Below are 22,188 nucleotides of genomic sequence, written 5' to 3' on the forward strand. Positions count from 1 at the left end.
CGGCCGGCCTGCCGCGCCTCCTACCGTCGTGACCATGCGTCTGCGCCGCGGCCTGCTCGCCGCCTCGACCGGACTGCTCGTGGCGGTCGCCGGCTGCAGCTCCTTCTCGGACCCGGACGCGTCGTCGGCGGACTCCTCGTCGGCCGCCTCCTCGACGCCGGCCGAGCCGGAGGCCGCGCCGATCACCTGGACCGACTGCGACGCGCAGATCACCGAGCTCGTGGCCGGCACGCCCGGCAGCGAGCGCGACCTCGCCTTCGAGTGCGGCCGCACCGAGGTGCCCATCGACCACGACGAACCCGAGGGCGCGACGCTGCCGCTGTTCCTCGTCCGCGCGACGCTGGCCGGGCAGACCGACCGGATCGGCTCGCTGCTGGTGAACCCGGGCGGTCCCGGCGTCTCGGGGGCCGACCTCGGGCTGAGCCTGGCGCTGTCGCTGCCCGAGGACGTGCTGCGCCGCTTCGACGTGGTCGGCTTCGACCCGCGCGGCGTCGGCCTGTCCACGCCGGTGGAGTGCATCCCCGCCGAGCTCAAGGACCGCATGACCGCCGCGGAGCCCCGGCCGACCGACCAGCAGCAGATGGACGACGTCCTCGCGCTCAAGGACGAGGCGGCCAACGCCTGCGCCGAGGAGTACGGCGACGCGCTCGGCACCTTCAACACCGTCGCCACCGCGCGCGACATGGACCTGCTGCGCGAGTCGCTGGGCGACGAGCAGCTGACCTACCTCGGCTACTCCTACGGCACCACGCTCGGCTCCACCTACGCCGAGCTGTTCCCGGAGAACGTGCGCGCGATGGTGCTCGACGCCGCGGTCGACCCCGACGCCGACCCGCAGGCCGACGCGGAGGCGCAGGCCGCGGGGCTGGAGGCCGCGTTCGACGCGTTCGCCGCCAACTGCGTGGGCCTGGTGTCCGGGTGCCCGATCGGGGGCGACCCCCGGACGTTCGTGCAGGACCTGCTGACCGTGGCGGCCACGACGCCCATCCCGAGCAGCCGGCCCGGGGAGACCCGCACCGCGACTCCGGGCGTCGTCCTCACCGCCGTCACCGCGGCCCTCTACGACACCGGGTCGTGGCCGCAGCTCTCGCAGGCGCTGGCCGCCGCGCGCAACGGCGACTCGGCTGGCCTCTTCTCGATCGCCGACCCCTCCGCCGGCCGGCTCCAGGACGGCACGTACACCAACCGGCTCGACGCCGACTTCGCGATCAGCTGCGCCGACACCCCCGAGGACGAGACGTTCTCCGAGGAGGAGGTGCTGCAACTGGCCCAGGAGTGGTCGCAGCGGTACCCGCTGTTCGGCGCCAAGGTCGCCTCCAGCCTCTACACCTGCGGCGTGTGGGACGCCGCGCGCACGCCGCTGCCCGAGCGGGACGCCGAGGGCAGCGCGCCGATCCTCGTCGTCGGCACCTCCGGGGACCCGGTGACACCGCTGCCCGGCGCCGAGGACATGGCCGAGGACCTCACCGCCGGCACGCTGCTGGTCTGGCAGGGCCAGGGGCACACCGCCTACCCGAAGACCGACTGCGTCACCGCGGCGGTCAACGCCTACCTGATCGACCTCACGGCGCCGCAGGACGGGCTGACGTGCCCGGCCTGAGCCGCCCCGGACCGGGGAGCTGAGCAGATGGCGAGCAGCAGGGACGCGGTCACGCTGACCGTCGACGGGCACGAGGTGCGGGTCTCCAACCCGGAGAAGCCGTACTTCGCCGAGCGCGGCATCCGCAAGATCGACGTCGTCGAGTACTTCGTCAGCGTCGGCGAGGGCATCCTGTTCGCCCTGCGGGACCGGCCGACGACGCTGGAGCGCTGGCCCGGCGGCGTCTTCGAGGGCGCGCGGCTGTCGACCCGGATGGACAACACCGGCGACGCCTTCTACCAGAAGCGGGTGCCCAAGAACGCGCCCGACTGGGTGCCGACGGCGCACATCACCTTCCCCAGCGGGCGGACCGCGGACGAGATCGCGCCGGACTCGGTCGCCGTCGTCGCGTGGTGCGCGAACCTCGGCACGCTCACCTTCCACCCGTGGCCGGTGGACAAGACCGACGTCGAGTCGCCGAACCAGATCCGCATCGACCTGGACCCGCAGCCGGGCACCGACTTCGCCGACGCCGTGTGGGTCGCGCCGCACGTGCGGGAGCTGCTGCACGAGCTCGGCATGGAGGGCTGGCCGAAGACCTCCGGCGGCCGCGGGGTGCACGTGTACGTGCCCATCCAGCCGCGGTGGACGTTCACCGACGTGCGCCGTGCGGTGATCGCGTTCGGCCGCGAGCTGGAGCGCCGGCTGCCCGACCGCGTGACGATGTCGTGGTGGAAGGAGGAGCGCGGCGAGAAGATCTTCATCGACTACAACCAGATGGCCCGGGACCGCACGATCGCCTCGGCGTACTCCATCCGGCCCAAGCCGCACGCGCCGGTGAGCGCGCCGCTGGACTGGGACGAGCTGCCCGACGTCTCGCCGTCCGACTTCACCGTGCTCACCATGCCGGAGCGCTTCCGCGCGGTCGGTGACAAGCACGCCGGGCTGGCCGGGCACGCCTACTCCATCGAGCCGCTGCTCGAGCTGGCCGAGCGCCAGGCCGCGGACCAGGGCCTGGGCGACCTGCCCTATCCGCCGGACTACCCGAAGATGCCGGGCGAGCCGATGCGGGTCCAGCCCAGCCGCGCCAGGCGGCCTGCCAGTGCAAACGAGTGATCCGGCGCTCGACGCAAGCGAAGCGCAACGCTCACTCGACAGGCACCCCCCGTCCTCCGGTGCTGCTCGCGTACTCCCCCGTCGCTCCGTCGCACACCTCTCCCTCCGGAGGTCGCCATGGATCTCAGAGACCGTCTGCTCCGGTCCGCGATCGCGGCTGCCGCGGCCGTCGCGGCCGGCCTGCTGACCCGGTCGATGGTGAAGGCCGTCAGCGCTCCCGAGGACGCGACCATCGGCTCCCCTCCTCCCGAGTGATCCCGACTGAACGACCGGCATGGTCCGCGTGTCAGGGGGCACGACCTCACGGGTGGAGGACGACTGGAGAAGCCTGCTGGCGGGCCTACCGCTCGAGCAGCGCCTGAAGGCGCTCGCCGTGTACGAACTGGCAAGAGATCGAGCGATGGGCCAGCCACCCGAGACGGCGGCAGCGACCCTGCGCGCCGCAGCTACCGCCGAGGGACTCGATGCCAGTCACGACTGGATCCCGGCGGCCGCGGCCCGCATCAGCGCTGACACGGGCCCGTGACCACGCAAGGCCGGCTGACCGCCGCCCGGCGGCGCGGTGGGGAGGGAGGGATCAGGCAGCCTTCCGACTGCTCTTGGCGAGCACCTTGTCGGCCTTGTCCAGCTTGACCAGGCGGCGCTTCTTGACCGTGTAGCCCGGCGGGAGCGTCCCCTCGGCGAGGGCGCGGAGGGGACACCGCTTGCAGCGCGGCCTGTCCTGGCAACACTTCTTCTTGGGCATGCCCGCCGACTTGGCCACCCGGTGAGGCTAGCCTTCCCTTTGCGGGTGATCCACGGGCACCGGAGGGTCACCGGTTAACGTCCGGTGACCGCCACCGCACACGTCCGGGAGTCCCGATGGCCGCCCCCGCCTTCGTCGAGCTGCTGAACACGCAGATCGGCAACGAGTTCGCCGCGCACCAGCAGTACGTCTCCTGCGCGGTGTACTTCGACCAGCTGACCATGCCCCGGACGGCGCAGCTCTTCTTCGACCAGGCGCTCGAGGAGCGGCAGCACGCCATGATGATGGTCCGCTACCTGCTCGACTCCGACGCGCCGGTGCGCATCCCCGCCGTCGCGGCCCCGGTCAACGAGTTCCCCGACGTCGTCGCGCCGGTCGCCCTGGCGCTGGAGCAGGAGAAGCGGGTCACCGAGCAGATCGGCGCGCTGATCGGGATCGCGCGGCGGGAGAACGACTTCGCCTCCGACCAGTTCATGCAGTGGTTCATCAAGGAGCAGATCGAGGAGGTCAGCAAGATGAGCGACCTGCTCACGATCGTGAAACGCTCCACCCACGACCTGGAGACCATCGAGGACTACGTGCTCCGGGAAGTCACGACCGAGGCGGCCGACCCCACCGCACCACCGGTGGCAGGGGCCTGAGCCGAGGGCATCCCGCTGACCGACCTGTTGGCCCCGGTATGCATCCTCGTCGCACTCGTGCCGGCGTTCGTCCTCGTGCAGACGTTCTCGTCGTACGAGGACACCACGACGCCGCCAACGACGAGGCCGGCGCCGTGGCGACGGAAGCCGGAGGGGCGGCGCTCCTCCCGTCGCCGACCGGTCCCGACCTCGGCGGCCTGCTGCGCTGCCATGCCCGCGCCGTCGCACGGCCGGGGTGGGCTTCGCTCGAGGCGACTCGCCACACGTCATCGATCTCCAGTGACGCCGATGCGCGGGTCGCGGTCGCGGTCGCGGTCGCGGTCGCCCGAGCGCAGCAGGCCGGCATCAGCGAGACCCTGGTGGCCCAGGTCGTGGCCGCCGAGCGCGGCCGCGTCACAGCGCGGTGGGACCGTCTCGCCGAGGCCGCGCCATCGGTGATGCTGGCCGGCTGGCGCAGCGACGACATGCTGTCCCGCTACGCCGCCTCGACCGCCGTCGAGCGGGCCCAGGCTGAGGCCCACCGGCGCCTCAGCCTGGGCGATCGACGGTGAGTCGGCGGACTACTCGTTGACGTCCGCGATGCCGTTGCCGTTGGCATCCGCGCCGGGTCCGAAGCACTCCTCGACCGTGGCCGTGCCGTCGGAACACCGCACCTCCAGGTCGTTGATCTCAGCGTCCTGCTCCGGGCTGCACCCGTAGCCGATGCACTCCTCCTCGACGACGGTCGCCTCCTCACCGGCCGCCGCCTCCGCCGCGACAGCCCGGGCGGCCGCTGCTGCCGCCTCCGCCTGTTGCTGCTGGTCTTCAGCCGCTCGTCGCTGCTCCTCCAGGGTTGCCCGCGCCTCCTGTTCTGCTTCGACCTCCAGACCCGACGGGCTCTCGAACAGCGCCCACGTAGGCGTGGTCGGGGTCGCTGTCGGAGCGGCGGATGGAGCCGCCTCAGTACAGGCGGACAGCAGGAGAACACCGGCTGTCAAGGTGCCGATCATCGTCAGGCGCATCCGTTGCCTCTCGCGCGGGGTCGTCTCGAGGAGGCTCCTTGCGCTTGGTTCCATCGGCACACCTGGACCCCGCTTGAGCGGAGCGACGGGCCACCCCAGTCGTCGACGGCTTGTCCGGCAGTTGATCTAGGGGTCGTCGGCAGCGGTAGATCGGCGATGAACGTTCGGGTGAGCGACCGGTCACGCCGTCGCTTGACGTTGGTCATCGTCGGGCGTCGAGAGGGGTTCGTTGGTCGAAAGCTGGTCGCGGGGCTTCGTCGCCTCACCGCGACAGAGCCGGATTCGTCCAACTCGCGCGTCGGTCGCAGACGCGAACGGCTCCCCGTCGCGCGCCCAGGGCTCCGGAGCGGATCAGCTCCCAGGTCAGTCCGACCAGACCGGTGGTCGTCTGCCGAGGAAGGCGGCCAGTCCCTCGCGGAAGTCCGCCGTCGCGCCGAGCGCCACCGCCTCCTCCCGCTCGATGGCCAGGCCCGCCTCGAAGGGCAGGTCGAAGCCCTCGGTGATGCAGCGCCGGATCGCCGCCAGCGCCCGCGCCGGCTTCCGGGCCAGCCCCTCGGCGTAGCCCTGCACCTCCTCGCGGAGCCGCTCGTCAGCCACCACGACGTCCACGAGGCCGATGGCGGAGGCCTCCTCTGCGCTCAGCAGGGTGCCGTCGTAGAGGAACCGCAGCGCCTGAGGCCGACCCAGCAGGCGGGCCAGCGCCTGCGTCGCGCCGACCGGAGGGATGAACCCGATGCCAATCTCCGGCTGCCCGAGCCGGGCGGTACGCGCGGCGAAGCGGATGTCGCAGTGCAGCGCCATCTCCAGGCCGCCCCCGACCGCGGTGCCGTGCACGGCCGCCAGCAGCGGTTTCGGCGACGCGCGCATCCTGCGGACCAGATCGTGGCACACGTCCACCCAGCGACGCATGCCTCCGTCGTCCATGTCGGCGAAGACCCGCAGGTCCGCGCCGACGCTGAAGTGGGTGTCGAGGGCGCTGCCGATCACCACCACCCGGACGGTGGGGTCCGTAAGGTGTCGCTCCAGGGCCTCCGGCACCTCGCGGAGCATCTCCCAGTGGAAGGCGTTGACCGGCGGGCGGTCGTACTCGATCCACCCCACCCGGTCGTGCACCGTGACTCGCAAGAAGTCGACCATCCGCCCCCACCTTCGCACCGTTGACCGACCCTGGAAGCCAGGCTCGATCCAGGGTCGCGGCCGGGCGGAGCTTCGAGCAAGGAGAACGAGCAACAGCTCCCCGATGCCTTACCGAAGGTCCTACGGCCGTCAAGACCGGTTGGGCCGGGGTGACCGCTGGTGCGGTGAGCGGACATCTCTTGCCCGGGACGGGGTCGAGCCGTCCTGTGGCCCACACCGTGTGGCCGTCGTCCGTTGCCTCACGACCAGGACCTCCCGCTGTGGCCTCGCTGCTACGTTGCCCTGCCATCGATCGGGCCCAGCGGACCCGAGCAGCACCTGAGGCACCGGTCCAGCCCTGGCAGCCGAGGGGGCGTCTCCGACGGCCGTTCGGTTCTCAACACCACTGTGATTGCAGCGCGGGCACCCTTCGACAACCGGACAGAGCCCAGCAGCCATCCAGGACACCGTTGGATGCCGTCCTGCACGGTCCGTGCGTCCACGAGCCACCGGACCTGCTCCGCGCTCGACGTCGTGGTCAGGAAGCGACGACCTCGATCGGCAGCGCCAGAGACGAGCGACGGTCTGTCCGACCGACATGCTCCTACTCCCTCGTCAAGCGACGAGGACGTGGTGCATTCTCCGGGCGATGTAGCGCTCGAGGCAGCGGATGATCTCGAGGTCGCTCAGGCCATCGGCTCGTCGGCATGTCGCATAGCCCTGAGTCGCTTGGTGAGGCGACAGCCGGACCAGAGCGATGATGTGCAGGGCGCAGTCGGCGTGCCGGTCCCCGCCGCGGTCGAGCCGATGGCGGATGGTGCGGCCACTGCTGCCCTGTAGTGGCGCAGGGTCGCAGAGTTGGGCGCAGGCGGCCTCGGAGCGCAGCCGCTGGGGTTGTCCCCGGCGGTCACCAGCAGCTGGGCGGCGACTCCAGTGCCGACGCCGTGGACTGCCCGGTCAGCGCCGGCGCCAAGGGGTGCCGGCGAAGCGCAGGTCTCGGCTCCGTTGGATTCGGACGTGCCGGACATCGTATTCGTCAGCCCGTGGCGCGACTCCGGCAATCGTCAGTGGCACTACCGGGTCGAGCTGCTTGGCTTCCCGGCCGACACGGTGGTCGAGATCAGCGGCCATGACATCTACGTCAACGTCCAGGTGGCTCCGCTGGCTCCAACCGCGGCGGAGAGTTCATAGCACCCGTTCACCGCCCGCTGCGGGCGTCTTCGACCGCGCGGTGTTCCTCGGTCGCCGCGACGAGGTGGTGCCGAGGCTGCTGCCGACACCGGCGTACGGGTGTCGGAGCTGTGTGGGCCGGACCTGACCGACGTCGACCCGGACCGGGAGCCGGCCCGCGTCACCGGCAGGGGCTCCCGTCCGCGGGTCGTGCCGTTCGGCGCGAAGACCGCCCAGGCCGTGGGCCGCTACCTGCGGGTACGCGCGCTGCGCCCGTATGTCCGGTCCCGACGGCTGCTGCTCGGCCGGCGCGGCCCGATGCCCCCCCGCCGGCGGGCTCGGTCCGGGCGATCGCCTCGAGCCGGCAGTGCAGGTCCACGCGAGTGCCGAACCAGAGTTCGGCCTCACGGGGTCGGGCTCGAGCCGCATGGTCCTGCGAGTCGATCCCGTGCGGGGTGGCGGATGGTGGTCAGCATCGAACGTGCAGCTGAGAGGGGTCGCTCCTCAACGGAGGTGGCGGGCTGTCGTCGGCTCCCGAGCGCCGTTCGTCGGTCGCGAGTCGGTCGCGCCGAGCCCCGTCGTACCCGTCATGGGCCGGCCGTCGCGTGGTGGCCGGTCGGCGCGTCGGCCGCACATACCGTGGAGGCGTGCCCACCTGGCCTCCGAACCGCTCCATGCCGTACGCACGCATCCCGCAGCGGGCCTGGCGCGCGATCGCGGGGACCAGCCCGCCGACCGCGCCGATCGGCCTGCGGGCCCAGGCGAGCCGGATGGACGACCTCACCGCGCACGCCGCGCTGGGGCTGGCGCTGCGCATCGGGGCGTCGATGCTGGCCGTCGGGGCCTCAGCGGCCGACGCGACCGCGACGGTGCTGCGGGTCGCTGCCGCCTACGGGCTCACCAGCTGCCAGATCGACATCACCTTCACGTCGATCACGGTCAGCTACGACCGCGAGAACGCGGTACCTCTCACCGCGATGCGGATCGTGCAGACGAGCCGGCTCGACTACACCCGCCTGCAGGGCATCACCGACCTGGCCCGTGCGGTCGGCGCCGGCGACCTCGACGTCGAGGAGGCGCACCGCCGGCTGGACCGGGTGGTCTCGGCGCCCGCCACCTACCGCCGGAGCGTGACCGCGCTGGGCTGGGCCGGCGTCGCCGGGTGCTTCGGGCTGGTCCTCGGCGGCGGCTGGCGGGAGGCCCTCCTCGCGGCGCTGACCACCGCTCTGGTCGAGCAGGTGATGCGCGCGCTCAACCGGCGGAGCCTGCCGCTGTTCTTCCAGCAGGTGGCCGGGGCCGCGCTGGCTACCGGGGTCGCCGTTCTCCTGCTCACCTGGGACGTCGACGTGCAGACCTCCCTGGTCGTCGCCGCCGGCATCGTCGTGCTGCTCGCCGGGTTGTCCCTGGTCAGCGCGGCCCAGGACGCCATCAGCGGCTTCCCGGTGACCGCCGGGGCGCGGGCCTTCGAGGTGGTGACCCTGACCGCCGGCATCGTCGTGGGCATCGCCGGCGTCCTCGATCTGGCCCAGCGCGCCCAGCTCCCGCTGACCGTCATCGACACCTCTCCCGCTCCCGTGCCGTTCGCCGTCGCGCTGGCCGCGTCGGCCGGGATCGCCGGGTTCTGGGCCCTGGCCACCCATGCCCGGCCGCGCGCCGTCGGTCTGGCCGCGGTGGCCGGAGCGCTGGCCTGGGCGACGTTCTGGGCAGCCGGCGAGCTGGGCGCCGGTCCCGCGCTGGCCGCCGGGGTCGCGGCCGTCGTCCTGGGGTCGTGCGGTGAGGCGCTGACCGAGCGGCTCCGGGTCCCACCGCAGCTCGTCGCCGTCTGCGGCATCGTCCCGCTGCTGCCCGGGCTGGCGGTCTACCACGGCCTGTTCACCATCGTCGTCGAGGCACGGATCGACGACGGGCTCGGCGCCCTCGTCGGGGCCGGCGCCGTCGGGCTCGCCCTCGCTGCCGGCGTCACGCTGGGCGAGTACCTCGGCAGGCCCCTCAGCGGCGAGCGCGACCGCTACGACGAGCGCGTCCGCCGCCGGGCGATGACCATCGAGTGAGCAGTGCCCTGAGCAGGGCCCGCGGGCGGGCGAGCCCCCTCACCCGCCGGACCACGCTGCGGCCCGAGCTCCTCCTACAGGTGCCGGTGGACGCGGTCGAGCGCGGGCGAGGGCACGCCCGCCGTCGCGGTCGGCACCAGAGCTCTCGCGGCCGGGTCAGCGGAAGACGACGGTGCTGTGCCCGTTGAGGAGCACCCGCTGCTCGCTGTGCCACCGGACGGCGCGCGACAGTGCCAGGGCCTCGGCGTCCTGGCCGACCGTGGCGAGGGCGCGCGGGTCGTAGGTGTGGTCGATGCGGATGACCTCCTGCTCGATGATCGGCCCCTCGTCGAGGTCGGGGGTCACGTAGTGGGCCGTCGCGCCCACCAGCTTCACGCCGCGGTCGAAGGCCTGGTGGTAGGGCTTGGCGCCCTTGAAGCCGGGCAGGAAGGAGTGGTGGATGTTGATCGCCCGGCCGTGGAGGGCGGCGCAGGCCTCGTCGGAGAGGACCTGCATGTAGCGGGCGAGCACGACCAGGTCGGCGCGGTGCTCGTCGACCAGCTCGAGCAGTCGCACCTCGGCCTCCCGCTTGGTCCCCGGCGTCACGGGCACGTGGTGGAACGGCAGCCCGGCCGCCTCCGCCATCGGGCGCAGGTCCTCGTGGTTGGAGACGACGGCGACCAGCTCAGCGCCGAGGCTGCCGGCCCGCCAGCGGAAGATCAGGTCGTTGAGGCAGTGGCCCAGCCTGGAGACCAGGACGAGCACGCGCTGCGGCTGGTCGCCGGAGACCTGGTAGGACATGCCGAACTCGTCGGCCACCGCACGGAAGTCCGCCGTCAGCCGGGCGGCGTCGGTGTCCTGCGAGCAGACGAACGCCGTCCGCAGGAACAGCTGGCCGCGGACGGCGTCGTCGAACTGCTGGTGCTCGACGATGTCGCAGCCCTGCTCGAACAGGAACGTGCTGACCGCGTGCACGATGCCCGGGCGCTCCTGGCAGCTCAGCGTGAGGGTGAACGGGTGGGACACGGGTGCCTCCTCAGCACTCGACGACGTTGAGCGCCAGCCCGCCACGGGCGGTCTCCTTGTACTTGTCCTTCATGTCCGCGCCGGTCTCGCGCATCGTCTTGATGGCCTTGTCCAGCGGGACGTGGTGCCGTCCGTCCCCGCGCACGGCCATCCGGGCCGCGGTGACGGCCTTGACCGCGCCGACGGCGTTGCGCTCGATGCACGGGATCTGCACCAGCCCGCCGACCGGGTCGCAGGTGAGGCCGAGGTTGTGCTCGATGCCGATCTCGGCGGCGTTCTCCACCTGCTCCGGCGTCCCCCCGAGGACCTCGGCGAGGCCGGCGGCCGCCATGGAGCAGGCCGAGCCGACCTCGCCCTGGCACCCCACCTCGGCACCGGAGATGGAGGCGTTCTCCTTGAACAGCAGGCCGATCGCCGCGGCGGTGAGCAGGAACCGCACGACACCGTCCTCCGAGCAGGAGTCGACGAAGTCGCGGTAGTAGTGCAGGACCGCCGGGACGATGCCGGCGGCACCGTTGGTCGGCGCGGTGACCACCCGCCCGCCGGCGGCGTTCTCCTCGTTGACCGCCAGGGCGTGGAGGGTCACCCACTCCACGGCACGCATCGGGTCGTCCTCGTCCGGGTGGTCCTCCAGCTGGGTGCGCAGTGCGGCCGCGCGCCGGCGGACCTTCAGGCCACCGGGCAGGACGCCGGTGGTCCGGGTGCCGCGCTCCACGCACTCCTGCATCACCGACCAGATGTGCAGCAGGCCGGCGCGGACCTCGGCCTCGGTGCGCCAGGCGAGCTCGTTGGCCAGCATCACGTCGCTGATCCGCAGTCCGGTCTCCCGGGTGTGCGCCAGCAGCTCCCTGCCGGTGCGGAAGGGGTGGCGCACCGGCGTGCGGTCCTCGACGACCACCGGGTCGCCGGCCTCGTCCTCGTCGAGGACGAAGCCGCCACCCACCGAGTAGTACTCGCGGCGGGAGAGTTCTCCCCCGGCGGGGTCGAGGGCCGTGAAGAGCATCCCGTTGCTGTGGAACGCCAGGCGCCTGCGCCGGTGCAGCACGACGTCGTCGTCCACCGAGAAGGCGATCGGGTGTTCGCCGGCCAGCCGGAGCTTCCCCTCGCGGCGGACGGCCTCCACCCGCGGCCCGGCCGCGACGGGATCGACGACGTCGGGCTGCTCGCCCTCCAGACCGAGGACGACGGCCCGGACGCTGCCGTGGCCGTGCCCGGTGGCGCCGAGCGAGCCGAACAACTCGCACCGGACGCCGGCCACCCGTTCGAGCAGCCCCTGCTCGGACAGCCGCGCGACGAAGGTCGCGGCGGCCCGCATGGGACCGACGGTGTGGGAGCTGGACGGACCGATCCCCACCTTGAACAGGTCGAAGGCGCTGGTGGTCACCCGTGCCTCCCTCTTCCGCTGCCGGGATGACGACCAACTGCGGAGGCAGGTACACAGTTGGTATATCAGATGTACGCTGACGGTATGTCGATCCCTCTCACGAGGCAAGAGCCGGTGGCCACCAAGCCGTACGATCTCCTGGTGGCCCTCGCTCCCCTGGATCTCGACCCGTCGGCCGCCACGTCCCTGGCGGACAGGGCCTACGTAGCGATCCGGGACCGGCTGATCATGCTCGACATCCGCCCGGGCGACCCGATCGACGACGACGAGCTGGCCAAGGACCTGGACGTGGGCCGGACGCCGGTCCGCGAGGCGCTGAAGCGGCTGGAGGGCGACCGACTGGTGGTGTCCTACCCGCGGCGCGGCACGTTCGCCTCGGGCATGGACATCTCCGACCTGGCGCACATCTCCGACATCCGCGCCCAACTGGAGCCGCTGGCCGCCCGTCGGGCCGCCGAACGCGCTCCTCGGACGAGGCAGCCCGACCTCGAGGAGCTGGCCGCACACATCGCACAGCTCGACGTCACCCGGGTCGACCGGACCGAGCTCATGCGCTGGGACCTCGCGGTGCACCGGGCGATCTACCGGGCCGCGGGCAACCCGCACCTGGAGGACGTCCTGATCCGCTACGACAACCTGGCCACCCGGATCTTCTGCCTCTTCCTCGATCGGCTGCCCACGGTCGACGCGCACGTCAGGGAACACGTGGAGCTGCTCCGGGCGATCGCCGCCGGCGACGCCGACCGGGCCGACGACCTCGCCCGTGAGCACGTCCTCGGCTTCGAGAAGGCGATCCGCGAGGTGATCTGACAGGACCGGTCAGGGAACCGTCGCCCCCGTGCGGACGGCGTCCCGGACGGCCAGGACGTCGCGCGCGGCGGCGTCGTGCACGCGCACCACCGACGCGCTGCGCCGGACCGGGACGAGGGCCGCGGCCAGGGAGCCGGGCAGCCGGTCCCCCGCACTCCGTCCGGTCAGCCGGCCGAGCACCGGCTCGCGGGACAGGCCCACCACGACCGGCACACCGAGGCCGGTGGACGCACCCAGCGACGCGAGCAACGCCACGTCGTGTGCCGACGTCTCGCCGAACCCGAACCCGAACCCGGGTCGACCCGGACGTGCTCGAGGTGGACGCCGGCGTCGAGGCACGCAGCAGTGCGTGCGGCGAGGAGGGCCCCACCTCGGGCCGCGAGGTGTCCACCGACAGCGGCACGGTGACCTGCCGGGCGAGGGCCTCGACCACCGGGACGACCCCGCCCGGTACCGCGGGGGCGGGCTGCTCCAGGAACGTCTGGAGGGTGCCGGTGCGCACGGGCGGGTCCAGCTTCAGCCCCGGATCCGGGACATCCCGGGGTCGACCAGCGGTTCGGTGGCGACGGTCGCGCGGATGCGGGCCCCGAAGTACTCGATCTCGACGCTCGTGCCGACGGTCGCGGAGGCCGGCAGCCAGGCGTAGGCGACCGGCCGGCCGACGGTGTGCCCGAAGGCCGCGCTCGTCACGTAGCCCGCCGGGCGGCCGTCGACGAACACCGGCTCGTGGCCGAGGACGACGCTGCGGCCGTCGTCGACCGTCAGGCAGGACAGCCGGCGGCTCACCGTGTCGTCGCCCCTCCCGGCGAGGGCCTGCCGTCCGACGAAGTCGGCGGTCTTCTGCTTGCGCACCGCGAACCCGAGACCGGCCTCGTAGGGGTCGTGCTCGGTGGTCATGTCGTGGCCCCACGCGCGGTAGCCCTTCTCCAGCCGCAGGCTGCTGAACGCCGCCCGGCCCGCGGCGACGACGTCGAGGTCCTGGCCGGCCCGCCACAGCACGTCCCACAGCCGCTGTCCGTGGTCGGCGCTGGTGTAGAGCTCCCAGCCGAGCTCCCCGACGTAGGACAGCCGCATCGCCGTCACCGGCACTCCCCCGATCCGGACCCGCTTGGCGCGGAAGTACCTCAGCCCGTCGTTGCTGAGGTCGTCGGCACAGACCCGCTGCACCAGGTCGCGGGCCCGCGGGCCCCACAGCCCGATGCAGCAGGTGCCGCCGGTGACGTCCCGGACCTGCACGCTGCCGTCGTCCGGCGCCTCGCGCAGCAGGAGGTCGTGGTCGAGGGGGCCGTTGGCGCCGACCTGGAAGAGCTGCGCGCCGAGCCGGGCGACGGTGAGGTCGCTGCGGATGCCGCCGGCCTCGTCGAGGGCGAGCGTGTAGGTCACCGACCCGACGGACTTGTCCATCTCCCCGGTCGTGAGCCGCTGCAGGAGGTCGAGGGCGCCGGGGCCGCTGACCTCGAGCCGCTTGAGGGGGGTCATGTCGTACAGCGCCACGGCGGTGCGGGTCCGCCACGCCTCCGCGGCTGCGATCGGGGACCAGAACCGCCCGGCCCACGCGTCGCGCTCCGGCGGCACCCACTCCGCGGGCAGCTCGTCGACCAGGTGCGCGTTGGCCTCGTACCAGTGCGGCCGCTCCCAGCCGGCGGCCTCGAGGAAGACCGCGCCGAGCTCCTGCTGCCGGGCGTGGAAGGGGCTGACCCGCAGGTCGCGCGGGGACAGCCGGGGCTGCAGCGGGTGGATGACGTCGTAGACCTCGACGAAGTTCTGCTGCGAGGTCTCGCTGACGTACTCGGGCGTGAGCTGGACGTCCTCGAAGCGGTGCACGTCACAGCCGTGCAGGTCCACCTCGCTCCGGCCGTCGACCAGCAGCTGGGCCACCGACCGGGCGACGCCGGCCGAGTGCGTCACCCAGACCGCCTCGGCGATCCAGAAGCCCGCCACGTCCCGTGACTCCCCGATCAGCGGGCCGCCGTCCGGGGTGAAGGAGAAGACCCCGTTGAAGCCGGAGTCGATCTTCGAGGACCGCAGCGAGGGCAGCAGCAGCCGGCTCTCCTCCCACGCGGCGGCGAAGTCCTCCTCCGTGAAGGGCAGCATCGAGGGCATCGACGACTCCCGGACGCCGTCCCCCTGCGGCAGCTCCCCCAGGTCGACCGGCATCGGCCGGTGCGCGTAGGAGCCGATGCCGAGGCGGTCGGCGCGCTCCCGGTAGTAGAGGTCCTGGTCCTGGTGGCGCAGGATCGGCAGGCTCGCCTCGCTCAGCTCGTCGTTGCGGCCGACCAGGCCGGGCACCTGGCCGGTCCAGACGAACTGGTGGGCCAGCGGCAGCAGCGGCACGCTCATCCCGACCATCGCGCCGAGCTCCTGCCCCCAGAAACCGGCGCAGGAGACCACGACGTCGGCGGGGATGACGCCGTCCGGGGTGCGGACGCCGGTCACCCGGCCACCGGTCTGCTCGATGCCGGTCACCCGGGTCGAGCCCTGGAAGCGGGCGCCCCGCGCCTCGGCGCGGCGGGCCAGCGCGACGACCGCCCGCGACGCCTTGGCCAGGCCGTCGCTGGGGACGTGCAGGCCGCCGAGGATGCGGTCGCGGTCGACCAGCGGGTGCAGCCGCACGCACTCGTCGACGTCGACCACCTGCGCCTCGACGCCCCAGGAGGTGGCCCAGCCCTGCTTGCGGTGCAGGTCGGCGAGCCGCTCCGGCGTGGTGGCGACCTCGAGGCCGCCGACCTGGTTGAAGCACCAGGCACCGTCGACGTCGATGTCCTTGAGCTTCTCCACCGTGTAGCCGGCGAACGCCGTCATGGTCTTCGAGGCGTTGGTCTGGAAGACCAGCCCCGGCGCGTGCGACGTGGAGCCCCCGGTCAGCGGCAGGGGCCCCTGGTCGACGACGGTGACGCGGTCCCAGCCACGGGCGGTCAGCTCGTCGGCCAGGTTGGCACCGACGATCCCCGCTCCGATGACGACCACGCGAGGGGTGGTGGACATTGCTTCGCTCCTGACGTGCCGGTGGGACCCGGGACTGCCGACGGGGCCGGTCAGCCGTGGGGGGTCGGGGTGAACTCGAGGGCCGCGTCGAGCAGCCAGTCGGCGAGGTAGCCGGCGAAGGAGGACCGGACGAGGACGACGAAGTCGTCGGCGGCGTCGGAGAGGGCCAGCAGCACGACCCCGGCCTGGCCGAGCGTCGTCTGCGCGCTGCGCCCCCGGCCGAACACCCGCGGGTGCAGGTCGATCGAGCAGCCCTTGGCCAGGACGTCGCGCACTCGCGCGCCCGTCAGCCGGAGACCGATCCGCTGCGCGGAGACGTCGGTCGCGGAGCCGCCCAGCGGGAGGACGGCGGCGCGGACCCGGGCCTCCAGCTCCTCCGGCGCGCCGGTGGTGCTGGTGAGCAGCCACTCGTCGGGGCCGAGCCACACGGCCCGTCCGGTGCCGGCCGCCACCCAGGTGTTGGGGACCACCGGCAGCTCGACGCCGAGCGCCGCCGCCGCCGCGGCGCCGCCCGCGCCGAGCCGGACGTCGACCATCGCGACGAACGGCTCGACGGCGACGGCCACGGTGTCGGGCAGGCGCTCGAACGCGGTGTTCCAGGCCGTGAGCGGGTGGGTGCGCAGCAGCTCAGCCATCGCGACGGGCTCCTTCGGGATCGACCAGCACCGAGCCGGTGACCTCGACCGGGACGAGGGTGCCGTTGACGGGGACGTGGACGGTGTCGCCGATGCGCGACCGGCCGCCCTTGACCAGGGCGAGGGCGAAGGGGCGGGCGAGCTCGGCACTGCGGTAGCTGGACGTGACGTGCCCCAGCATCGGGACCGGCGGGGGCGGCAGCCGGCCGTCGGCGCGGAACTCCACGATCTGCGAGCCCTCGGGCAGCACGGTCTGCCGGTCGACGGGCAGCAGCCCGACCAGCTGCTTGCGCAGCGGATCGGCGTTGGCCTGGCGGGCGAAGGAGCGCTTGCCGATGAAGTCGGGCTTCTTCTTCGACACCGCCCACGCCATGCCCAGGTCGTGCGGGGTGACGGTGCCGTCGGTGTCCTGCCCGATGATCGGGTAGCCCTTCTCCGCGCGCAGGACGTGCATGGTCTCCGTGCCGTACGGGGTGATCCCGTACGGCCGGCCGGCCTGGAGCAGCCGCTGCCAGACCGCGACCGCGTACCAGGAGTTCACGTAGACCTCGAAGGCGAGCTCGCCGGAGAAGCTGATCCGGGCCAGCCGGACCGGCACCCCGTCGAGGGTGGTGTCCCGCCAGGTCATGAACGGGAGGGCCTCGTTGGAGACGTCCACGCCGGGGAAGACCGCACCGACGACGTCGCGGGAACGGGGGCCGACGACGGGGAAGGTGACCCACTGCTCGGTGACCGAGGTGCAGTGCACCCGCAGGTCCGGCCACTCGGTCTGGACCCACTCCTCCATCCAGTCGAGGACCTTCGCCGCTCCGCCGGTGGTGGTGAGGACGAGGAAGCGGTCCTCGGCCAGGCGCAGCACCGTGCCGTCGTCGATGACCATGCCGTCCACGCCGCACATGACGCCGTACCGGACCGAGCCGACCTTCAGGCTGCTGATCAGGTTCGTGTAGAGCCGGTCCAGCAGGACCGCGGCGTCGGGACCCTGGACGTCGATCTTGCCGAGGGTCGAGCCGTCGAGGATCCCGACACCGGTGCGGGCCGCGGCGCACTCGCGCAGGACCGCGGCCTCGATGTCCTCGCCGGGCCGCGGGTAGTAGCGCGGGCGCTTCCACTGGCCGACGTCCTCGAAGACGGCCCCGGCCGCCACGTGCCACTCGTGCAGGGCGGTGACCCGCTCGGGGTCGAAGAGCCGGCCGCGGTCGCGCCCGGCCAGTGCGGCGAAGGCGACCGGGGTGTAGGGCGGCCGGAAGGTGGTGGTCCCGGTGTCCTGCACCGGGATGCCGAGCAGCTCGGCGGTGATCCCGGAGGCGAGGACGCCGGAGGTCTTGCCCTGGTCGTGCGCCGTCCCGATGGTCGTGTAGCGCTTGACGTGCTCGATGGAGCGCAGCCCGGCGCCGACCGCGCGGGCGATGTCGGCGACCGTCGCGTCGCGCTGCAGGTCGACGAACGAGGTGGTGCCCTCGGCGCCGGAGGTGTCCGGCACCCGCCACAGCACCAGGGACGCCGCCGGGACGACGGGCTCCGGGGCGCTGGGCAGCCGGTCCTCCCCCGCCGGCGCGATCGCCAGGGCGGCCAGTGCCGCGCGGGCCACCCGCTGCCCGTCGGCCAGGCACCCCGCCAGGTCGAACACGCCGGCGGCCGAGCCGGCCACCGACAGGCCGTCGAGGTCCTCCCCGGGGACGAACGCGCCGAGGGTCTCGTCGTAGCGCAGCCGGCCGCGGGCCTGGCTGAACAGGTGCACCGCCGGGTTCCAGCCGCCGCTGACCAGCAGGAGGTCGCAGGCGATCGCGGTGGCGGCCCCCACCTGCCCGTCCACGAAGGGGGCGACGAGGGCGTGCGTGACCCGCCCGCTCCCCCGCGTGCCGGTGACGACGGCCCCGGGGAGGACGCGGATGCCGGCACGCTCGCACTCCGCACGCCGCTGCGGGGAGCCCTCCGGCCGCGCGTCGACCACCGCCTGCACCCGCACGCCGGCGCGGGACAGGTCGAGGGCGGCGTCGTAGGCGCTGTCGTTGGTGGTGAACACGACGGCCTCACGGCCGGGCAGCACGCCGTAGCGGTGCAGGAAGGTCCGGGCGGCGCCGGCGAGCATGGTGCCCGGCCGGTCGTTGTCGGCGAAGACGACCGGGCGCTCGTGCGCTCCGGTGGCGATGACGACGGAGCGCGCGCGCAGGCGCCACACCCGCTGGCGGGAGATGCGCCGGGGCGCGGCGGCGCCGAGGTGGTCGGTGCGCCGCTCCAGCGCCAGGACGAAGCCGTCGTCGTAGCCGCCGAACGCGGTGGTGCGCTGCAGGTGCAGCACCTCCGGGTGCGCGGCCAGCTCCGCGACCGCGTCCGCCACCCACTCCGGCGCCGGGACCCCGTCGAGGCGGTCGGTGCCCGACAGCAGCGAGCCGCCGGCCTCGGACTGCTCGTCGACCAGCGCCACACGGGCCCCCGCCCGGGCGGCGGTGAGCGCGGCGGCCAGACCCGCGGGCCCGGCCCCCACGACGAGGACGTCCACGTGGTGGTGGACGGCGTCGTAGCGGGCGGAGTCGGGGACCTCGGCGAGGCGACCCTGCCCCGGCAGGCCGTGGGCGACCAGTCCCTCGTGGAGCTCGACGGTCGTGGCCAGCAGCATGGGCTCGGGGAAGGGCTCCTCGATCTGCACGAGGCCACCGGGGTCCTCGGCCCAGGCCGCGGCGATGCCCCGCGGGCGGCCGAACGTGGTGCTCGTGGCGACCTGGTGCCGGCCGGAGGCGAGCAGCGCCGAGGCCAGCGTGTCGCCGGGGTGGCCGGTGAGGGTCTGCCCGTCGAAGGTGAACTCGAGGGTGGTGGCGCGGTCGATGCGCCCGCCCTCGGCGGTGCGGAAGGGACTGGTCACGGGGTCACCGGCTTCGGGTCATCGAGGCGGTAGACGCGCTCGAAGCGGTAGGTGGCGGTGTCGCGGATCGCGTTGAACCAGCGCCGGCAGCCGGCGCTGTGGTGCCAGCGCTCGGCGAAGCGGCCCTTGGGGTTGTCGCGGAAGAAGACGTAGTGCGCCCACTGCTCGTCGGAGAGCGCGCCGGGGGCGTCCGGGTACGGGACGTGGGCCTGGCCGCCGTAGCGGAACTCGACCTCCTCGCGGGGGCCGCACCACGGGCATTCGATGAGTTGCACGGAGGGCTCCCCGGGGTCAGTGGGCGACGGCGGCCGCGCCGTGCTCGTCGACGAGCGCGCCGGTGACGAACCGGTCGAGGGTGAACGGCGCCACGGTGGGGTGGGGCTCGTCGTGGGCGATGGTGTGCGCCAGGGCCCAGCCGATGCCGGGGGTGGCCTTGAACCCGCCGGTGCCCCAGCCGCAGTTGAGGTAGAGGTTGTCGTAGGGGGTCCGGCCCACGATCGGTGAGGCGTCCGGGCTGACGTCGACGATGCCGCCCCAGGTGCGCAGCAGGTGCGCCCGCGCGAACACCGGGAAGAGTTCGACGGCGGCGGCCATCTGGCGCTCGATGACGTGGAAGGCGCCGCGCTGGCCGTAGCCGTTGTAGGAGTCCACGCCGGCGCCCATGACGAGCTCGCCCTTGTGCGCCTGGGAGACGTACACGTGGACGGCGTTGGACATGACCACGGTGGGGTGCACCGGCTCGAGCAGCTCGGAGACCAGCGCCTGCAGCGGGTGGCTCTGCAGCGGGACCCGGATGCCGAGCATGTCCGTGAGCACGGAGGTGTGGCCGGCCGCGCAGAGGGCGACCCTGCCGGCGGCGATGGTGCCGCGGGTGGTCTGCACCCCGGTGACCCGGTCGCCGTCGGTGGCGAACCCGGTGACCTCGCAGTCCTGGATGAGGTCGATGCCGGCCCGGTGGGCCCGGCGGGCGAAACCCCAGGCCACGTAGTCGTGCTTGGCGATGCCGGCGCGCGGCTGGTACGTCGCGCCCAGGACGGGGTAGCGGATGTCGCCCGACGTGTTGACGACCGGGCAGATCTTGCGGACCTCGTCGGGCTCCAGCCACTCCGCGTCGACGCCGTTGAGCTTGTTGGCCTCGACCCGGCGCACGCTGTCGCGGACGTCCTGCAGGGTGTGGGCGAGGTTGAGCACGCCGCGCTGGCTGAACAGGATCGGGTAGCCGAGGTCCTCCTCGAGCCCCTCCCACAGCTTCAGCGCGTGCTCGTAGATGGCCGAGCTCTCGTCCCACAGGTAGTTCGAGCGGATGATCGTGGTGTTGCGGGCCATGTTGCCGCCCGCCAGCCACCCCTTCTCCAGCACCGCGACGTTCGTGATGCCGTGGTTCTCGGCGAGGTAGTGCGCCGTGGCCAGGCCGTGCCCGCCGCCGCCGATGACCACCACGTCGTAGGAGCGCTTCGGCTCGGGGTCCCGCCACAGGAAGTCCGGGTGCTCCGGCAGGTCGGCGCCGGGGGTGCGGGGGCTCATCGGGGGACCTCCGTCAGGTCGGGGTAGAGCGGGTGACGGTCGGCCAGCCGGGTGACCCGCCCGCGGAGCCCGGCGAGCTCGGCCTCGCCGACCGAGGGCCGCAGCGCGGCGGCGATCACGTCGGCGACCTCGGCGAAGTCGTCGAGGGTGAAGCCGCGCGCCGCCAGCGCCGGCGTGCCGATGCGCACCCCGGAGCTGACCATCGGCGGGCGGGGGTCGAAGGGCACCGCGTTGCGGTTGACGGTGATCCCGATGGAGTGCAGCCGGTCCTCGGCCTGGCGGCCGTCGAGCTCCGACTCGCGCAGGTCCACGAGGACCAGGTGGACGTCGGTACCGCCGCTGACCACGCCGATGCCCGCCGCGCGGGAGTCGGCGGCCAGCAGCCGGTCGGCCAGGATCCGGGCGCCGGCGAGGGTGCGCTCCTGCCGCTCGCGGAACGCGGGCTCCCCGGCCAGCTTGAAGGCGACGGCCTTGGCGGCGATCACGTGCTCCAGCGGGCCGCCCTGCTGGCCGGGGAAGACGGAGGAGTTGAACTTCTTGGACAGCTCTGCGGTGGCCAGGATGACGCCGCCCCGCGGCCCGCCGAGGGTCTTGTGGGTGGTCGAGGTGACGACGTGGGCGTGCGGGACGGGCGAGGGGTGCAGTCCGGCGGCGACCAGGCCGGCGAAGTGGGCCATGTCGACCATCAGGTAGGCGCCGACCTCGTCGGCGATCCGGCGGAACGCGGCGAAGTCGAGCTGCCGTGGGTAGGCCGACCAGCCGGCGATGATCAGTCTGGGTCGGCGCTCGTGGGCCAGCCGGTCGACCTCGGCCATGTCCACGCGGTGGTCGTCGGGCCGCACGTGGTAGGCGGCGACGTCGTAGAGCTTGCCGGAGAAGTTGAGCTTCATGCCGTGCGTCAGGTGACCGCCGTGCGCCAGGTCCAGCCCGAGGATGGTGTCGCCGGGGTGCAGCAGGGCCGCCATCGCCGCGGCGTTGGCCTGGGCGCCCGAGTGCGGCTGCACGTTGGCGTACTCGGCGGCGAACAGCGCCTTCAGCCGGTCGAGGGCCAGCTGCTCGACGACGTCCACGTGCTCGCAGCCGCCGTAGTAGCGCCGGCCCGGATAGCCCTCGGCGTACTTGTTGGTCAGCACCGAGCCCTGGGCCTGCATGACCGCCACCGGCGCGAAGTTCTCGCTGGCGATCATCTCCAGCGTGGTCTGCTGCCGGACCAGCTCCGCGGAGACGGCCTGGTGGACCTGCGGGTCGGTGTCCGCCAGCGAGCGGTCGAGCACGCGGTCGGGAACGGTCGGGGCCTGGGGCGCTGCGTCGACGTGGACGACCATGCCGGGTCCCTCCTGTAAGGAAATGACGCTGAGGACTGGTATATCAGTCGTGCAACACCGTAGGGTCGGCGCTGCGCGGGGTCAAGGGGCGACCGGGGGCGGATGTCCCGCCACTCCCCCGATCGCCCGCGACCCGCACAGCAGGGACCACCGCGTCCGCTTCGCACATCCCGAGAGGAACCACCGGCATGGCCTACGAGGTGAGGGGCGTCGTCGCCCGCGGCAAGGGAGAACCGGT

General features: G+C 73.1%; 21 protein-coding genes and 1 pseudogene. 9 read left to right on the forward strand and 13 right to left on the reverse strand.

Annotated elements, in window-relative coordinates:
• The first annotated feature begins 34 nt into the window (after positions 1-34).
• From ACFO3M_RS20935 to ACFO3M_RS20950, 4 genes are all read left to right on the forward strand, one after another.
• Positions 35-1,600 carry an alpha/beta hydrolase gene (locus tag ACFO3M_RS20935; RefSeq protein WP_387993568.1) on the forward strand — a complete coding sequence of 522 codons (1,566 nt, stop codon included), beginning with the start codon at positions 35-37 and terminating at the stop codon, positions 1,598-1,600.
• Positions 1,601-1,627: 27 nt separating this feature from the next.
• Positions 1,628-2,695: a DNA polymerase domain-containing protein gene (locus tag ACFO3M_RS20940; RefSeq protein WP_387993571.1), complete on the forward strand. Its 1,068-nt coding sequence runs from the start codon at positions 1,628-1,630 to the stop codon at positions 2,693-2,695.
• A 117-nt stretch (positions 2,696-2,812) separates the two neighbouring features.
• Complete coding sequence (locus tag ACFO3M_RS20945; protein WP_387993574.1) at positions 2,813-2,950, forward strand: hypothetical protein; 138 nt, start codon at positions 2,813-2,815, stop codon at positions 2,948-2,950.
• 52 nt (positions 2,951-3,002) lie between these two features.
• On the forward strand, positions 3,003-3,221 hold the full coding sequence (locus ACFO3M_RS20950; RefSeq protein WP_387993576.1) for a hypothetical protein: 219 nt from the start codon (positions 3,003-3,005) through the stop codon (positions 3,219-3,221).
• A gap of 51 nt (positions 3,222-3,272) precedes the next feature.
• On the opposite strand, the gene ACFO3M_RS20955 is transcribed toward ACFO3M_RS20950, so the two are convergent.
• Positions 3,273-3,440, reverse strand: a complete 168-nt coding sequence (locus ACFO3M_RS20955; RefSeq protein WP_387993578.1) for a hypothetical protein — start codon at positions 3,438-3,440, stop codon at positions 3,273-3,275.
• Between the two features lie 116 nt (positions 3,441-3,556).
• Here ACFO3M_RS20955 and ACFO3M_RS20960 point away from each other — a divergent pair, with 116 nt between their 5' ends.
• Complete coding sequence (locus ACFO3M_RS20960) at positions 3,557-4,081, forward strand: ferritin (RefSeq protein ID WP_387993581.1); 525 nt, start codon at positions 3,557-3,559, stop codon at positions 4,079-4,081.
• Positions 4,082-4,215: 134 nt separating this feature from the next.
• Positions 4,216-4,632: a hypothetical protein gene (locus tag ACFO3M_RS20965; RefSeq protein WP_387993583.1), complete on the forward strand. Its 417-nt coding sequence runs from the start codon at positions 4,216-4,218 to the stop codon at positions 4,630-4,632.
• 9 nt (positions 4,633-4,641) lie between these two features.
• Here the strand turns inward: ACFO3M_RS20965 and ACFO3M_RS20970 are convergent, their stop codons facing one another.
• From ACFO3M_RS20970 to ACFO3M_RS20980, 3 genes and pseudogenes are all read right to left on the reverse strand, one after another.
• Positions 4,642-5,070, reverse strand: a complete 429-nt coding sequence (locus ACFO3M_RS20970; protein WP_387993586.1) for a hypothetical protein — start codon at positions 5,068-5,070, stop codon at positions 4,642-4,644.
• Between the two features lie 375 nt (positions 5,071-5,445).
• The gene (locus tag ACFO3M_RS20975) at positions 5,446-6,219 is read right to left on the reverse strand and encodes an enoyl-CoA hydratase/isomerase family protein (RefSeq protein WP_387993589.1); all 774 of its coding nucleotides are present in this window, start codon (positions 6,217-6,219) and stop codon (positions 5,446-5,448) included.
• A gap of 594 nt (positions 6,220-6,813) precedes the next feature.
• Positions 6,814-7,086, reverse strand: a pseudogene (locus tag ACFO3M_RS20980) (IS110 family transposase); the annotation flags it as partial.
• A gap of 129 nt (positions 7,087-7,215) precedes the next feature.
• Between ACFO3M_RS20980 and ACFO3M_RS20985 the strand changes: the two are divergent.
• Both ACFO3M_RS20985 and ACFO3M_RS20990 read left to right on the forward strand, forming a co-directional pair.
• Positions 7,216-7,389: a hypothetical protein gene (locus ACFO3M_RS20985; RefSeq protein ID WP_387993592.1), complete on the forward strand. Its 174-nt coding sequence runs from the start codon at positions 7,216-7,218 to the stop codon at positions 7,387-7,389.
• A 626-nt stretch (positions 7,390-8,015) separates the two neighbouring features.
• Positions 8,016-9,419 carry a threonine/serine exporter family protein gene (locus tag ACFO3M_RS20990; protein WP_387993595.1) on the forward strand — a complete coding sequence of 468 codons (1,404 nt, stop codon included), beginning with the start codon at positions 8,016-8,018 and terminating at the stop codon, positions 9,417-9,419.
• Positions 9,420-9,575: 156 nt separating this feature from the next.
• On the opposite strand, the gene purU is transcribed toward ACFO3M_RS20990, so the two are convergent.
• The gene (gene purU, locus ACFO3M_RS20995; RefSeq protein WP_387993597.1) at positions 9,576-10,424 is read right to left on the reverse strand and encodes a formyltetrahydrofolate deformylase; all 849 of its coding nucleotides are present in this window, start codon (positions 10,422-10,424) and stop codon (positions 9,576-9,578) included.
• 10 nt (positions 10,425-10,434) lie between these two features.
• Positions 10,435-11,808, reverse strand: coding sequence for an L-serine ammonia-lyase (locus tag ACFO3M_RS21000; RefSeq protein WP_387993599.1), 1,374 nt, complete (start codon positions 11,806-11,808; stop codon positions 10,435-10,437).
• 141 nt (positions 11,809-11,949) lie between these two features.
• Here ACFO3M_RS21000 and ACFO3M_RS21005 point away from each other — a divergent pair, with 141 nt between their 5' ends.
• The gene (locus tag ACFO3M_RS21005) at positions 11,950-12,618 is read left to right on the forward strand and encodes a GntR family transcriptional regulator (RefSeq protein ID WP_387993602.1); all 669 of its coding nucleotides are present in this window, start codon (positions 11,950-11,952) and stop codon (positions 12,616-12,618) included.
• A 9-nt stretch (positions 12,619-12,627) separates the two neighbouring features.
• Here ACFO3M_RS21005 and ACFO3M_RS21010 read toward each other — a convergent pair whose 3' ends face one another.
• From ACFO3M_RS21010 to ACFO3M_RS21040, 7 genes are all read right to left on the reverse strand, one after another.
• Positions 12,628-12,873, reverse strand: a complete 246-nt coding sequence (locus ACFO3M_RS21010; protein WP_387993605.1) for a dihydropteroate synthase — start codon at positions 12,871-12,873, stop codon at positions 12,628-12,630.
• A gap of 261 nt (positions 12,874-13,134) precedes the next feature.
• Positions 13,135-15,603: a GcvT family protein gene (locus tag ACFO3M_RS21015; protein WP_387993608.1), complete on the reverse strand. Its 2,469-nt coding sequence runs from the start codon at positions 15,601-15,603 to the stop codon at positions 13,135-13,137.
• A gap of 50 nt (positions 15,604-15,653) precedes the next feature.
• A complete protein-coding gene (locus ACFO3M_RS21020; RefSeq protein WP_387993611.1) occupies positions 15,654-16,238 on the reverse strand; it encodes a sarcosine oxidase subunit gamma in 585 nt (194 codons plus the stop codon).
• Complete coding sequence (locus tag ACFO3M_RS21025; protein ID WP_387993613.1) at positions 16,231-19,101, reverse strand: 2Fe-2S iron-sulfur cluster-binding protein; 2,871 nt, start codon at positions 19,099-19,101, stop codon at positions 16,231-16,233. The genes ACFO3M_RS21020 and ACFO3M_RS21025 overlap by 8 nt, the downstream gene beginning before the upstream one ends.
• Positions 19,098-19,376, reverse strand: coding sequence for a sarcosine oxidase subunit delta (locus tag ACFO3M_RS21030; RefSeq protein ID WP_387993616.1), 279 nt, complete (start codon positions 19,374-19,376; stop codon positions 19,098-19,100). The genes ACFO3M_RS21025 and ACFO3M_RS21030 overlap by 4 nt, the downstream gene beginning before the upstream one ends.
• A 16-nt stretch (positions 19,377-19,392) precedes the next feature.
• On the reverse strand, positions 19,393-20,625 hold the full coding sequence (locus ACFO3M_RS21035) for a sarcosine oxidase subunit beta family protein (RefSeq protein ID WP_387993619.1): 1,233 nt from the start codon (positions 20,623-20,625) through the stop codon (positions 19,393-19,395).
• On the reverse strand, positions 20,622-21,950 hold the full coding sequence (locus ACFO3M_RS21040) for a serine hydroxymethyltransferase (protein ID WP_387993622.1): 1,329 nt from the start codon (positions 21,948-21,950) through the stop codon (positions 20,622-20,624). Before ACFO3M_RS21040 ends, ACFO3M_RS21035 begins: the two co-directional genes overlap by 4 nt.
• Positions 21,951-22,188: the final 238 nt, after the last annotated feature.

The sequence above is a fragment of the Geodermatophilus arenarius genome (assembly GCF_042654585.1).
Lineage (GTDB): Bacteria > Actinomycetota > Actinomycetes > Mycobacteriales > Geodermatophilaceae > Geodermatophilus > Geodermatophilus arenarius.